Below are 13,172 nucleotides of genomic sequence, written 5' to 3' on the forward strand. Positions count from 1 at the left end.
GCATCTGGACGTCGGATTGTTAGCCAGTTAATCTGGTCGGCATATTCAAATTTCCTGACAGAGGGATGTGATGGCCAGAGATCGGGCGCTCACGCTTGAGGCGCTGAGAGTGATGGACGCGATCGACCGGCGTGGCAGCTTCGCCGCGGCCGCCGACGAATTGGGCCGGGTGCCGTCGGCGCTCAGCTACACCATGCAAAAATTGGAAGAAGAATTGGACGTGGTGCTGTTCGACCGTTCGGGCCACCGCACCAAGTTCACCAACGTGGGGCGGATGTTGCTGGAGCGCGGGCGGGTGCTGCTGGAAGCGGCAGACAAGCTGACCACCGACGCCGAAGCGCTGGCGCGCGGTTGGGAAACCCACCTGACCATCGTCAGCGAAGCGTTATCACCGCCGAGCCTGCTGTTCCCGCTGGTCGACAAGCTGGCGCTGAAGGCCAATACCCAGGTGTCGATTTTCACCGAAGTGTTGGCGGGCGCCTGGGAGCGGTTGGAGCAGGGGCGCGCTGACATCGTGATCGCACCGGATATGCATTTCCGCGCATCCTCGGAGATCAACACCCGCAAACTGTACAAGGTGATGAGCGTTTATGTCGCCGCGCCGGATCACCCGATCCATCAGGAGCCGGAGCCGTTGTCCGAGGTGACCCGCGTGAAGTACCGCGGCATCGCCGTGGCGGATACCGCCCGCGAGCGCCCGGTGTTGACCGTTCAGCTGCTGGATAAACAACAGCGTCTGACGGTGAGCACCATTGAAGACAAGCGTCTGGCGCTGCTGGCCGGGTTGGGGGTGGCGACCATGCCGTACCCGATGGTGGAGAAAGATATCGAAGCCGGGCGGCTGCGGGTGGTGGGGCCGGAATACAGCCGCGAAGCCGATATCATCATGGCCTGGCGGCGCGACAGCATGGGGGAGGCGAAAGCCTGGTTCCTACGCGAAATTCCTCGCCTGTTCGCACAGCGTTAACGTTCGTTGAATGACATCCCCTTGCCGGGCGGCAAGGGGATTTTTTTGCCTTAGCCGAAGCGCTGGTCGCGGCCGTGCGGCTCGTCCAGATCCTGCGCCGGCCCGATGGAAATGATGCCGTGCGGGTTGATGGTGGCGTGGCTGCGGTAGTAGTGGTTGCGAATGTGCGGCAGGCTGACCGTTTCGGCGATGCCCGGCATCTGGTAGATGTCGCGCAGGAAACCGTACAGGTTCAGATAGTCGCTGATGCGGTGTTTGTCGCACTTGAAGTGGGTGACGTACACCGGATCGAAACGCACCAGCGTGGTCCACAGACGCAGGTCGGCCTCGGTCAGCCGATCGCCGGTCAGGTAGCGATGTTGCCCCAGGATCTGCTCAAGGCGCTCCAGCGCGTTGAATACCCCGTTGACCGCTTCGTCATAGGCTTCCTGGCTGGTGGCGAAACCGGCCTTGTACACGCCGTTGTTCACTTGATCGTAAATCCAGCCGTTCAGCTCATCGATCTTACCGCGCAGATCGGTCGGGTAGTAGTCCCCAGCCCGAGCGCCGACGCCGTCAAACGCGCTGTTGAACATGCGGATGATGTCGGCGGATTCGTTGCTGACGATGGTTTGCCGCTGTTTATCCCACAGCACCGGCACGGTCACGCGCCCGCTGTAGTGCGGATCGGCCCGCAGGTAGATCTGGTACAGGAAGTCGGCGTGATACAGCGGATCGCCGGTGGTTTCAGGAAAATCCTGGCCGAAGGTCCAGCCGTTTTCCAGCATCAGCGGGTGCACCACCGAGACCGGAATAATCTGCTCCAGCCCTTTCAATTTGCGCATCAGCAGCGTGCGGTGCGCCCAGGGGCAGGCGAGAGAAACATACAGGTGATAACGGCCCGCTTCGGCCTGGAAGCCGCCCGCGCCGTGTTCGCCGGGCTGACCGTCGGCGGTCACCCAATTGCGAAACTGAGCGGTTGAACGTTTGAAACGGCCGCCGGTAGATTTCGTGTCATACCAGATGTCTTGCCAAACGCCATCGACGAGTTGTCCCATGGGAATCTCCTTGGTGTCCGAGTGAAAAACGACAGGGCCCGGCATGCCGGGCCCTGAATGACAGTTTAGATTACCATTTCTTGTTCAGAAGACGGTCGATGCTGAAGCCGCCCGGGCCTGCGACCGCCAACACGATGAAGCCGCCGGCGATGGTCAGGTTTTTCATGAACATCAGCTGGTTTACGCCTTCCGCAAAGTCAGTGTGGAACAGCAGCGCGGTCAGGATGGTGAAACCGGCAGTGAACAGCGCCACGGTACGGGTCAGGAAGCCGAACAGGATCGCCAGACCGCCGCCAAACTCCAGCAGAATGGTCAGCGGCAGCAAGAAGCCAGGCACGCCCATCGATTGCATGTACTGTTGGGTTCCGGCATAAGCGTCACCCATTTTGCCGTAGCCTGCCACGATAAACAGGATTGGCATCAGGATACGAGCAACCAGCAAACCTGTATCTTCTAATTTTTTCATCATCTACTCCAAAGTGTTTTTGTGTGCCTGTTCGGCGGTAGTCATATCAACGGGCGGTATATCGGGTCTCTCACCCTGTTCGGCCCATATCGTATTGATGGAGTGAATGTTAAGCGGGAAGTGCTCAGGTTGTTAGCAAGTAAAACTGTCGTAATTTTTCAAAAAATCTGAATCTTTAGCGTGCTAATAAACTGACGCTTGTCAGCAGGTTGCCCAGCCCACGGGATAAACAGCGCTGTTTTAAGGGGAAAACGAGGGCAGAGCAACAGGAGGTTTGAAGGAAAGACCAAGCGGCTTACTTGGCGGAGAAGGTCTTTTTAAACAGTCGGATAGCGCTCCAGGCACCGAAAGCGCGACGCGACCAGCGGATCATCTTGCTGGGGTGGCGGATGCCGTACAGCGCCATGACGCTGGAACCGAGTACCAGATAGCGGCGCAGGCCAAAAACGGTCTGCCAGCCGCGGTCAATGCGTTCGGTTTTTTCCAGCCACAAAGACTTGTGTTCGGCCAGATCCAGACGCTGTTGCTGGATCTGGCGAATCAGCCTCTCTTTCTTCCATTCCAGGTAGCGGCGGCGGCTCATGGCTCGCGCTCCAGTTCGGCGCGGTCGAGTTCCAACTGCTTGCGCGTGGCGCCCAGCAGCGTGGTGCGACGGGCCTTGACCAGCGTCCAGATGGTGCCGACCACGGCCAGAAACAGCAGCACGCCAGTGGTGGCGCCCAGCGCCACCAGCCGGTAGACCGGATCGATGGCCCAGAAGATCAGGATCAGCAGGCTCATCAAACCGAAGGCGGTGAACAGCAGCGTCATACCGGCCATGATCAGCAGCTGAATGAGGTTGGCTTTCTCCTCTTCCAGCTCGACGACCGCCAGCCGGACACGGGTTTCCACCATGCCGACCAGGATCGTGATGATGCGCTGACCGATATCCAGGACCCCTTTGGCGGGGCCCTGCGCGCGCACTTGCGGTTGTTCAGCCATGATTAGCGACGCGCGAGCAGCACGCCCAACACCACGCCGACCGCCGCGCCGATACCGATGCCGGTCCACGGGTTGTCGCGCACATAGTCGTCGGCCTGGCCGGCGATCTGTTTGGTTTGCGAAGCCAGCTTGTCACCGGCGTCGCTCAGGCGAGCGCGGGTCTCTTTCAGCGCGCCTTCCGCCTTCGAGCGCAGCTTCTCCAGCTCGGCTTTCGGTTTGTCGGTGGAGGAGTTCAGCACTTCCTCCAGCGTATCGGCTAAGGACTTCAGTTCAGCGCGTAAGTTTTCTGCATTTGAATCATGTGCCATGTGATTATTCCTTAACGTTTATTTCGACAGACTTTTAACATAGCGGATTTTTTCGCCGGAGCAAAGGGGTGATGACCAGCAGATAACACCAGACATCAATTCCATATGCTTAAGAAATCCCGTGTGATGGGGCTCTCATCGATAAATCCGCTGGTGTAAAAAAATTATTCCGCCTGGGCGCGTTTCAATTCAGCCTGCGCTTCGGCCAGCTTTTGCTGCTTCTTGGCGACCTTCTCCAGCTTGCCGGTTTGCTGCGCTTCTTTCAGCTCCTGCCGGCGCTCTTCGACCTTGCGCTGTTTCTCTGCGATGTTTTTCTGGCGTTCGGCCTGCAGGCCGGCTTCGGTGCAGTGAGTCTGCACTTCGCTCAGCGCTTTTTTCAGTCCTTCCACGCGGTGGGTGTTGCCGTGTTGGGTGGCGTAGTCAATTTGCTGCTGGATGTCTTGCGCTTTGGCGGCGCAGCCGCCCTCTGCGGCCGAAGCGAGGGCCGGCAGCGTGCAGAGTGGCAACAGCAGTAACAGGGAGTGGCGTAATTTCATCTTTCAGTTCCTTTTTCATGGGATGCCTGAACAGGCACCCGCTTTCCTGACTGCCGAAGGCGGCAGCGCGAGAGGAGGGCGTTCATCGCCGGCTGAAGTTACCCTTCAGCATAGTCATGAAACCGGCGTGCCCCCAAAGAATCAGCCGTGACCCAGTGCTGACTGATTAATTGTTGAGCTAATCGATGCGAATGAAAATGAAGATTATGGCAATGAAAGGAAACCCCTTCATATGAAGGGGGATTATCCCAGATTGAGCGGGGAACGCGCAAATTCGCGCACCCAATGCGACGGCACGGGGGACTCGCTCAATGCGATGTGGTAACCGGGCGGCAGAATGGTTTGCAACGCTTCGCGCGCCAGCAACTGCTGCTCCGGCGAATCCAGACGGATGACCAGGCCATCGCCTTCCGGCGTAATGCTTTTGATGCGGATGCCGCGTTCATCCAGGCGCTGGTAGACATAAAAACCGTCGGGCAGCGACAGCCCTTGCTGGCTGGCGCGGATGCGCAGCTCGCTCTCGGTGCGCACCATGCAGGGCACCAACAGCGTCGCCAACGCCAGCAGGGCGAGCGCGATCATCAGGACGTATTGCCAGCGCGGGCGCTTTGCTGTCACGCCCCTTTCCCCGGGTTCTGGCTGTTGGCGCGCTTCTTGCGCCACAACACGATCAGCGAGCCGACCAGCCCGACCACCAGCAATACCAGCGGCAACATCATCAGGCAGAACATCAGCTGATCTTCATACTTGCGGAACACCGGGGTTTTTCCGAGGGCGAAGCCCAGCGTCGTCAGGATCAAGACCCACAGCAGGCCGCTCATCCAGTTGAAGAACTGGAAGCGTGCGTTGCTCAGGCCGGACAGGCCGGCGATGGTCGGCAGCAGGGTACGCACGAAGGCCAGGAAGCGGCCGACCAGCAGGGCGGAAAGGCCGTGACGGTGGAACAGGTTATGTGCACGCTGATGGTAGTGGGCCGGCAGATGCGAAAGCCAGCCTTGCACCGTTCGCGTATTGCCGAGCCACCGGCCTTGTATATAACTGACCCAGCACCCCAGGCTGGCGGCGACGGTCAGGATAACGATGGTCAATGGGAAGCCCATGGTGCCTTTGGCGATCAGCACACCGACCAGGATCAGCAGGCTGTCACCCGGCAGGAAAGCGGCCGGCAGCAGGCCGTTCTCCAAAAACAGGATCATGAACAGCAGGATGTAGAGGGTCCACACCAACGAGGGGTTCGCCAGCGTCTCAAAATCCTGCTGCCATAAGGCATGTATCAGTTCTTTAATGATGTCCATCCGGTGTTCCTAAAACGTCATTGTTTATTTTTATCTCAGCGGCGGAGCGGGCGTGAGCTGAAAGCGCGCGGCGATCCTGAGTGCTGATAACGATGAAACGGCGTTGCTTTAAGGTTTCTAAGCGGTGCGACACCGGTCATAGGTGGTAAGTCAGCGTGCCACGGTACTGCATGTTGCTTTCTTTCCAACCGGCCTGGCGACTCTGTTGCCTGGAAGCGTCCAGCATCCAGTCGACCTGGGCAAGCCGGTTGGGAGCCGGGGTGTCCTGGCGGGGGAAGCGAATTCGGTAACCCGGCTCTGCGGCCAGGGTATAGACCGGCGCCGGCAGGGAGGATGCGAGCAGCGAACCGGAGAAAGAGTGCGCTCTGGGCAGCAGCAGCGGCAACTTGCCGGGGGCTTTGCGGCGCGCTTCAGCCGGCGCCCGATACACATGATCATAGGGGGAAAGCGCCGGCTCCGCCAGCAGCGGCAGGCTGCTCAGCTCGCTGGGGGTTGGCTTGGGTGACGCCACGCATAGCTGTTGGCCGGAGACCGAACCGGTCCAGCAGAAAACAGCAATCAGCATGGCAAACAACCAGCGCATTTATTCGCGTCCCGCCCCCGCAGCAATGGGTAAAAAAGTGGGCTAACTCTACCAAAATAGCACGATTGGCAACAGGGAAATCTACGTTGCCGACGGTGAAATAGTACACGGCAAACGGCGGTTCCGGCATCGATTCAGCGGATTTTACATTACCTGACATAAGCCGACGGTTTTTGACCGCCGTGGCTATTTCGGCTCGTGGTTCACGCCATCCAGATGCACCACCGGATTCTCGGCAAACAGGTAGCGATCGGCGTTGTATTCGAAGTCATCGCTGGTGGCGTTGAACAGCATCTGTTTGGTGTTTTCCAGGTGCTGCCACATCGCCAGTTTGGCGGCGTAAGGGTCTTTGCGCATCAGCGCCTTGAGGATCTGATCGTGATCGTCACACCAGCTGGCGATCGAGCGTTCGTCGATATGCTCGTGCAGCTTTTTCCAGTAAGGGTTGTTGACCCGCTGCACCCACATTTTTTCCACGATGGTGGCCATGGCGGTGTTCTGGGTGGCCAGCGCCACCTGCACGTGGAACTTCAGATCCCACTGCGAGTCGCGGAAGCGATCCTCTTTACGGGCGTGCTCCTGGATCTCCATCAACTGCACGATATCTTGTTTGGTCACCTGGGTGGCGGCGAACTCGGCGATGTTGCTTTCAATCAGCTGGCGCGCCTGCAGCAGCTCAAACGGGCCGGCGGTGGCGAACTCGATGCTGTCGCCCGGCACCACCAGGTGCTTTTGCTGGTTGGACACCACATGGATCCCGGATCCCTTGCGCACGTCCACATAGCCTTCCACTTCCAGCATGATGATCGCTTCGCGCACCACGGTACGGCTGACATTCATCTCTTCGGCGATGTATCGCTCGGCCGGCAGCTTGTCGCCTACCGGGTAGCGGCCGCTTTCGATGCGTTGCTTAAGCTCGGCGGCCAGTTGCTGATACAGGCGTCTGGTTTCGGTGAATTCCATAGTGAATGCTCTATACGGTGCGGTGGGAAGGGGCGCATGGCCATCGGATTTGTTATACCACTTATTCGGCACCGCTGCCAGAGGAGCAAGAGGCCCGGCGCGGCGGCCGGGCGGCGGGATCAGCTGCGCGCCGGGGCCGGTTGCAGCGTGGCCGGCTGGGTTTCGGCGGCCGGACGGTTTTGCAACACCGTCCAGATGACGATGGCGCCGAGAATGTCGAAGACCGACAGCGCGGCGAACAGCGGGCTGAAGCCGATGGTGTCCGCCAGGGCGCCGACCACCAGGGCGAACAGCGTGCTGGCGGTCCAGGCCGCCATGCCGGTGAGGCCGTTGGCAGTCGCCACCTCATTGCGGCCGAACACGTCGGAAGAGAGGGTGATCAGCGCGCCGGACAGCGCCTGATGGGCGAAGCCGCCGACGCACAGCAGCGCGATAGCCGCGTAAGGGCTGGTGAACAGGCCGATCATGCCGGGGCCGATCATCAACACCGCTCCCATCGTCACCACCAGCTTGCGTGAGACGATCAGGTTGACCTTGAAATACTTCTGGAACAGCGGCGGCAGATAACCGCCGACGATGCAGCCGAGATCGGCGAACAGCATCGGCATCCAGGCGAACATGGCGATCTCTTTCAGGTTAAAACCGTAGGCCTTGAACATGAACAGCGGGATCCAGGCGTTGAAGGTGCCCCACGCCGGCTCCGCCAGAAAGCGCGGCAGCGCGATGCCCCAGAACTGGCGGTTGCGTACGATCTGCCAGGCGGACATCTTTTTGGCGTTAGAGGTCTGGTGCTGGGCTTCCTGGCCTTCGAGGATGTAACGGCGCTCTTCCTGGCTCAATTTCTTCTGATCTTTCGGGTGTTTGTAGAACAGCAGCCAACAAATGGCCCAGATCAGGCTCAGCACGCCGGTGATGATGAACGCCATTTCCCAGCTGTGCGCCACGATGGCCCATACCACCAACGGTGGGGCGATCATGCCGCCGATCGATGAACCCACGTTGAAATAACCGACGGCGATCGAACGCTCTTTGGCCGGAAACCACTCGCTGCTGGCCTTCAGCCCGGCGGGGATCATGGCCGCCTCGGCCATGCCGACCGCGCCGCGCGCCAGCGCCAGGCCGCCCCAGCTGTTGGCCAGCGCGGTGCCCATACAGAACAGCGCCCACAGAATGGCGAACATGGCGTAGCCGACCTTGGTGCCCAGCACGTCCAGCACGTAGCCCGCCACCGGTTGCATCACGGTGTAGCAGGCGGAATAGGCGGCGACGATATAGGAATACTGTTGGGTGGTGATGTGCAGCGTATCTTCCAGCGTCGGCGCCGCGACGGCGATGGCGTTGCGGGTCAGGTAGCCCAGCACGGTGCCGATGGTCACTAGTCCAATCATGTACCAGCGTAACCCTTTAATTTTACGCATCCGAAATGTCTCCCCGTTTTAAGGTGTGGCCGTCGATGCGGCTGGCGAGACAATAACCTGTCATACAGGTTTAAAAGTTGAGTGATATCACAAAAGGAATTATTCGCCTGAGCGATACTGTCGCCGGTGAAATAGTGCGTTTACGCCGCAAATTTGCCGTAAAATTGAGCGAAAAAGGGATTGAAGGACCTTAAATCAGTAGCTCATGGGAAAAATTTGCTGGACGCTTGTGAAAATTGGTGTGATAACTTTTGTGATTCGACCCCGTGCCGCACGGCAAGTAAGGAGCCCGAGATGGCGACGTTTTTGAGCGAAGATTTCCTGCTGGACAACGAATTTGCCCGGCGCTTGTATCACGACTATGCGGCGCCACAGCCGATTTTCGATTATCACTGCCATTTGCCGCCGCAGCAGATCGCGGAGAACACCCGTTTCAGCAACCTGTACGATATCTGGCTGCGGGGCGATCACTATAAATGGCGGGCGATGCGCACCAACGGCGTGGCGGAGCGACTGTGTACCGGCGATGCGGGCGATCGTGAGAAATTCGACGCCTGGGCCGCCACGGTGCCGCATACCATCGGCAACCCGCTCTATCACTGGACGCATCTGGAGCTGCGTCGGCCGTTCGGCATCACGGATACGCTGCTGTCGCCGGCCACGGCGGATGAGATCTGGCAGCGCGGCAATGCGCTGCTGGCACAGGATGAGTTTCGCGCGCGCGGCATCATGCGGCAGATGAATGTGAAAATGGTGGGCACCACCGACGATCCGATCGACGATCTGCGCCATCATCGGGCGATCGCCGACGATCGTGGCTTCGATATCAAGGTATTGCCGAGCTGGCGGCCGGACAAGGCTTTCACTGTCGATGCACCGGGCTTCAATGACTATCTGCGGCAGCTGGAGGCGGCGGCGGACACCGCCATCGGCCGCTTCAGCGCGCTGTGCGACGCCCTGTACAAGCGCATGGATCACTTCGCCGCCCACGGCTGCAAGGTGGCCGACCATGCGCTGGACGTGGTGGTGTTCGGCGAGGCCGATGAAGCGGCGCTGGATGCGATCCTGCTGCGCCGCCTGAACGGCGAGCTGCCGACGCCGGAACAGAGCGCCCAGTTCAAAAGCGCGGTGCTGCTGTTCCTGGCCGGCGAATACCGGCGCCGCGGCTGGGTGCAGCAGTATCACATCGGCGCGTTGCGTAATAACAACAGCCGCATGCTGGCCGCCGTCGGGCCGGATATCGGTTTCGATTCGATCAACGATCGGCCGCTGGCGGAGCCGCTGTCGCGGCTGCTGGATGCCCAGGCGCGGCAGGGCGGCCTGCCGAAAACCATTCTCTACTGCCTCAACCCGCGCGATAACGAAGTGATCGGCACCATGATCGGCAATTTCCAGGGGGAAGGCACGCCGGGCAAGATGCAGTTCGGTTCCGGCTGGTGGTTCAACGATCAGAAGGACGGCATGCGGCGCCAAATGACGCAGCTGGCGCAGCTCGGGCTGCTGAGCCGCTTCGTCGGCATGCTGACCGACAGTCGTAGCTTCCTGTCGTACACGCGCCATGAATACTTCCGCCGCATTCTTTGCCAGATGATCGGCCGCTGGGTGGCGGACGGCGAAGCGCCGGCGGATATCGCGCTGCTGGGCGAAATGGTGAAAAACATCTGCTTCGACAACGCCAAAGACTATTTCGCCATTGAACTGGCGTAGCCGTTATCCGGGACCGGTTTATGCAAAGTACGATAAAGATTCACGAGCAGGATAACGTGGCGGTGGCGCTGCGCGATCTGGCTGCCGGAGAGTGCGTTGAGCTGGAAGGCGCGGTCATCCAACTGGCGCAGCCGGTGGCGCGCGGGCACAAATTTGCGCTCGGCCCGATCGCCGAGGACGAGGACATCATCAAATATGGCCAGCCGATCGGCCATGCGCTCGCGGCCATCGGGCCGGGGGAGCATATTCATTCGCAAAACGCCAAAACCAACCTGAGCGATCTGGACAGCTACCGTTACCAGCCGCAGTTCCCGACGTTGCCGCCGCAGGCCGCGGATCGCGAGGTGCAGTTGTACCGACGGGCCGGCGGCGAAGTGGGGATCCGCAATGAGCTGTGGATCGTGCCGACCGTCGGCTGCGTCAACGGTATCGCTCGCCAGATCCAGCAACGCTTTTTGCAGCAAACGCAGGCAGAGGGGATCGACGGCGTGCATCTGTTCAGTCACCCGTTCGGCTGCTCGCAGCTGGGGCAGGATCATGCCAACACCCGCATCATGCTGCAGAACCTGGCGCGCCATCCCAACGCCGGCGCGGTGCTGGTGATCGGGCTGGGTTGCGAGAACAATCAGGTGGGTGCCTTTCGCGCCACGTTGGGGATAGAGGACGAGCGACGGCTGCGCTTTATGGTGTGCCAACAGCAGGACGACGAAGTGGAAGCCGGGCTGGCGCTGTTGCACGAGCTGTACCGGGAGATGCGCCACGATCGCCGTGAGCCGGGCCGCCTGAGCGAGTTGAAGTTCGGCCTGGAGTGCGGCGGTTCGGACGGGCTGTCGGGTATCACCGCCAACCCGCTGCTGGGGCGGTTCTCCGATTATGTGATCGCCAACGGCGGCACCACGGTGCTGACCGAAGTGCCGGAGATGTTCGGCGCCGAGCGCATTCTGATGAGCCGCTGCCGCGATGGGGAGACCTTCGACAAAACCGTCGACATGATCAACGATTTCAAACGCTATTTCATCGCCCATCAACAGCCGATTTATGAGAACCCGTCGCCGGGCAACAAGGCCGGCGGCATCACCACGCTGGAGGAGAAATCGCTCGGCTGCACCCAAAAGGCGGGGCTAAGCCAGGTGGTTGACGTGCTGAAATACGGCGAGCGGCTGCGTGTGCCGGGGTTGAATCTGCTCAGCGCGCCGGGCAACGACGCCGTGGCGACCAGCGCGCTGGCCGGCGCCGGCTGCCATATGGTGCTGTTCAGCACCGGGCGCGGCACGCCGTACGGCGGCTTTGTGCCGACGGTGAAGCTGGCGACCAACAGCGAGCTGGCGGCGAAGAAACCGCATTGGATCGATTTTGACGCCGGCAGTCTGAGCCACGGCGTGGCGATGGAGACGTTGCTCAGCCGCTTCATCGATCTGATTGTCGAGATCGCCAACGGGCGTCCGGCGCGTAATGAAACCAACGACTTCCGCGAGCTGGCGATCTTTAAAAGCGGGGTGACGCTGTAAGGCTGACAAAAAAGGCGCTCGAAGGAGCGCCTTTTTGATGAAGCAACGCGCGATTAACGCACCTTCAGCGGATCTTCGTTCGCCAGCCGCTGGTCTTCCGCCTGGCAGGCCGCGGCGGTGAACAGCACGTCGGTGGAGGAGTTGAGGGCGGTTTCCGCCGAATCCTGCAGGACGCCGATGATAAAGCCGACCGCCACCACCTGCATCGCCACGTCGTTCGGAATGCCGAACATGTTGCACGCCAGCGGGATCAGCAGCAGCGAACCGCCGGCCACGCCGGAGGCGCCGCAGGCGCAGAGGGCCGCCACCACGCTCAACAGCAGGGCGGTCGGGACGTCCACCGCGATGCCCAGCGTGTTTACCGCCGCCAGCGTCAACACGGTGATGGTGATCGCCGCGCCGGCCATGTTGATGGTGGCGCCCAGCGGGATGGAAACCGAGTAGGTGTCCTCATTCAGGTTCAGCTTCTTGCACAGTTCCATGTTCACCGGGATGTTGGCGGCGGAGCTGCGGGTGAAGAAGGCGGTCACGCCGCTCTCGCGCAGGCAGGCGAACACCAGCGGATACGGGTTGCGGCGGATCTTCCAGTAAACGATCAACGGGTTGAGCACCAGCGCCACCAGCAGCATGCAGCCAAGCAGCACCATCAGCAGCTGGGCGTAGCCCCACAGAGCGCCGAAGCCGGTTTCCGCCAGCGTGGAGGCCACCAGGCCGAAGATGCCGAGCGGCGCACAGCGGATCACCGCGCGCACCACCAGCGTGACCGCATGGGACATGTCGTTGATCAGCCCCTTGGTGGTCTCGGAAGCGTGGCGCAGCGCCAGCCCCAGACCGACGGCCCAGGCCAGAATGCCGATGTAGTTGGCGTTAATCAGCGCATGGAACGGGTTGGCCACCACGCTCATCAACAGGCCCTTCATCACCTCCACAATGCCGCCCGGCGGGGTAATGTCCGTCGCGCCGGTGGTCAGCGCCAGCGTGGAAGGGAAGATAAAGCTGACGACCACCGCCACCAGCGCGGCGGCAAAGGTGCCCAGCAGGTAGAGGAACAGGATCGGGCGAATGTTGGTCTTCTGCCCCTGTTTATGGTTGGCGATCGAGGCCATGACCAGAATCAGCACCAGCACCGGCGCCACCGCTTTCAGCGCGCCGACGAACAGGGTGCCGAGCAGGCCGACCGCCGCTGCCGCCGCCGGTGAAACCAGCGCCACCAGAATGCCGGCCACCAGGCCGACCATGATTTGTTTGACCAGGCTGCCCTGCGTGATCTTTTGTAGTAGTTTTTGCATAGTGCTTTCTTCCTGATGTTATCTGGCCGCCGCGGCGGGAACGACGCCGGGCAGCTTTATATGATTCTGTAACTAAGTGTGTTTGCCGAATCAGTATTCAGCAATCGAATGATG

General features: G+C 60.6%; 15 protein-coding genes. 3 read left to right on the forward strand and 12 right to left on the reverse strand.

Features of this window, described 5'->3' with window-relative positions; all coding sequences use genetic code 11:
* Positions 1–70 precede the first annotated feature (70 nt).
* Positions 71–967: a LysR family transcriptional regulator gene (locus WFM45_RS16015; protein ID WP_004937113.1), complete on the forward strand. Its 897-nt coding sequence runs from the start codon at positions 71–73 to the stop codon at positions 965–967.
* A gap of 50 nt (positions 968–1,017) precedes the next feature.
* On the opposite strand, the gene WFM45_RS16020 is transcribed toward WFM45_RS16015, so the two are convergent.
* From WFM45_RS16020 to WFM45_RS16070, 11 genes are all read right to left on the reverse strand, one after another.
* Positions 1,018–2,004 carry a glutathione S-transferase family protein gene (locus WFM45_RS16020; RefSeq protein WP_004937116.1) on the reverse strand — a complete coding sequence of 329 codons (987 nt, stop codon included), beginning with the start codon at positions 2,002–2,004 and terminating at the stop codon, positions 1,018–1,020.
* Between the two features lie 70 nt (positions 2,005–2,074).
* Entirely contained in the window at positions 2,075–2,470 is a 396-nt protein-coding gene (locus WFM45_RS16025) for a DoxX family protein (protein WP_004937119.1), read from the reverse strand.
* Positions 2,471–2,765: 295 nt separating this feature from the next.
* On the reverse strand, positions 2,766–3,053 hold the full coding sequence (locus WFM45_RS16030; protein ID WP_004937121.1) for a YqjK-like family protein: 288 nt from the start codon (positions 3,051–3,053) through the stop codon (positions 2,766–2,768).
* Entirely contained in the window at positions 3,050–3,451 is a 402-nt protein-coding gene (locus tag WFM45_RS16035) for a phage holin family protein (RefSeq protein WP_015379160.1), read from the reverse strand. The genes WFM45_RS16030 and WFM45_RS16035 overlap by 4 nt, the downstream gene beginning before the upstream one ends.
* Positions 3,452–3,453: 2 nt before the next feature.
* Positions 3,454–3,759 (reverse strand): DUF883 family protein, encoded by a 306-nt coding sequence (locus tag WFM45_RS16040; protein WP_004937125.1) that lies wholly within the window; start codon positions 3,757–3,759, stop codon positions 3,454–3,456.
* A 164-nt stretch (positions 3,760–3,923) separates the two neighbouring features.
* The gene (locus tag WFM45_RS16045; RefSeq protein WP_048325561.1) at positions 3,924–4,295 is read right to left on the reverse strand and encodes a DUF1090 domain-containing protein; all 372 of its coding nucleotides are present in this window, start codon (positions 4,293–4,295) and stop codon (positions 3,924–3,926) included.
* A gap of 243 nt (positions 4,296–4,538) precedes the next feature.
* The gene (gene mzrA / locus WFM45_RS16050; protein ID WP_004937130.1) at positions 4,539–4,913 is read right to left on the reverse strand and encodes an EnvZ/OmpR regulon moderator MzrA; all 375 of its coding nucleotides are present in this window, start codon (positions 4,911–4,913) and stop codon (positions 4,539–4,541) included.
* Complete coding sequence (locus tag WFM45_RS16055; protein ID WP_004937132.1) at positions 4,910–5,590, reverse strand: DedA family protein; 681 nt, start codon at positions 5,588–5,590, stop codon at positions 4,910–4,912. Before WFM45_RS16055 ends, mzrA begins: the two co-directional genes overlap by 4 nt.
* A 136-nt stretch (positions 5,591–5,726) precedes the next feature.
* Positions 5,727–6,173 (reverse strand): hypothetical protein, encoded by a 447-nt coding sequence (locus WFM45_RS16060; RefSeq protein WP_021505097.1) that lies wholly within the window; start codon positions 6,171–6,173, stop codon positions 5,727–5,729.
* 186 nt (positions 6,174–6,359) lie between these two features.
* Entirely contained in the window at positions 6,360–7,136 is a 777-nt protein-coding gene (exuR, locus tag WFM45_RS16065; protein ID WP_004937137.1) for a transcriptional regulator ExuR, read from the reverse strand.
* A gap of 119 nt (positions 7,137–7,255) precedes the next feature.
* Positions 7,256–8,554, reverse strand: coding sequence for an MFS transporter (locus tag WFM45_RS16070; protein WP_336956406.1), 1,299 nt, complete (start codon positions 8,552–8,554; stop codon positions 7,256–7,258).
* A gap of 294 nt (positions 8,555–8,848) precedes the next feature.
* Between WFM45_RS16070 and uxaC the strand changes: the two genes are divergently transcribed.
* Together uxaC and WFM45_RS16080 are read left to right on the forward strand one after the other, a co-directional pair.
* Positions 8,849–10,261 (forward strand): glucuronate isomerase, encoded by a 1,413-nt coding sequence (uxaC, locus tag WFM45_RS16075; RefSeq protein ID WP_076741011.1) that lies wholly within the window; start codon positions 8,849–8,851, stop codon positions 10,259–10,261.
* A 20-nt stretch (positions 10,262–10,281) separates the two neighbouring features.
* Positions 10,282–11,769 carry a UxaA family hydrolase gene (locus tag WFM45_RS16080; protein ID WP_336956409.1) on the forward strand — a complete coding sequence of 496 codons (1,488 nt, stop codon included), beginning with the start codon at positions 10,282–10,284 and terminating at the stop codon, positions 11,767–11,769.
* Positions 11,770–11,822: 53 nt separating this feature from the next.
* On the opposite strand, the gene sstT is transcribed toward WFM45_RS16080, so the two are convergent.
* Positions 11,823–13,058, reverse strand: a complete 1,236-nt coding sequence (sstT, locus tag WFM45_RS16085) for a serine/threonine transporter SstT (protein ID WP_004937146.1) — start codon at positions 13,056–13,058, stop codon at positions 11,823–11,825.
* Positions 13,059–13,172 lie beyond the last annotated feature (114 nt).

The organism is Serratia sp. KG1D (assembly GCF_037150675.1).
Classification (GTDB): Bacteria; Pseudomonadota; Gammaproteobacteria; order Enterobacterales; family Enterobacteriaceae; genus Serratia; species Serratia nematodiphila.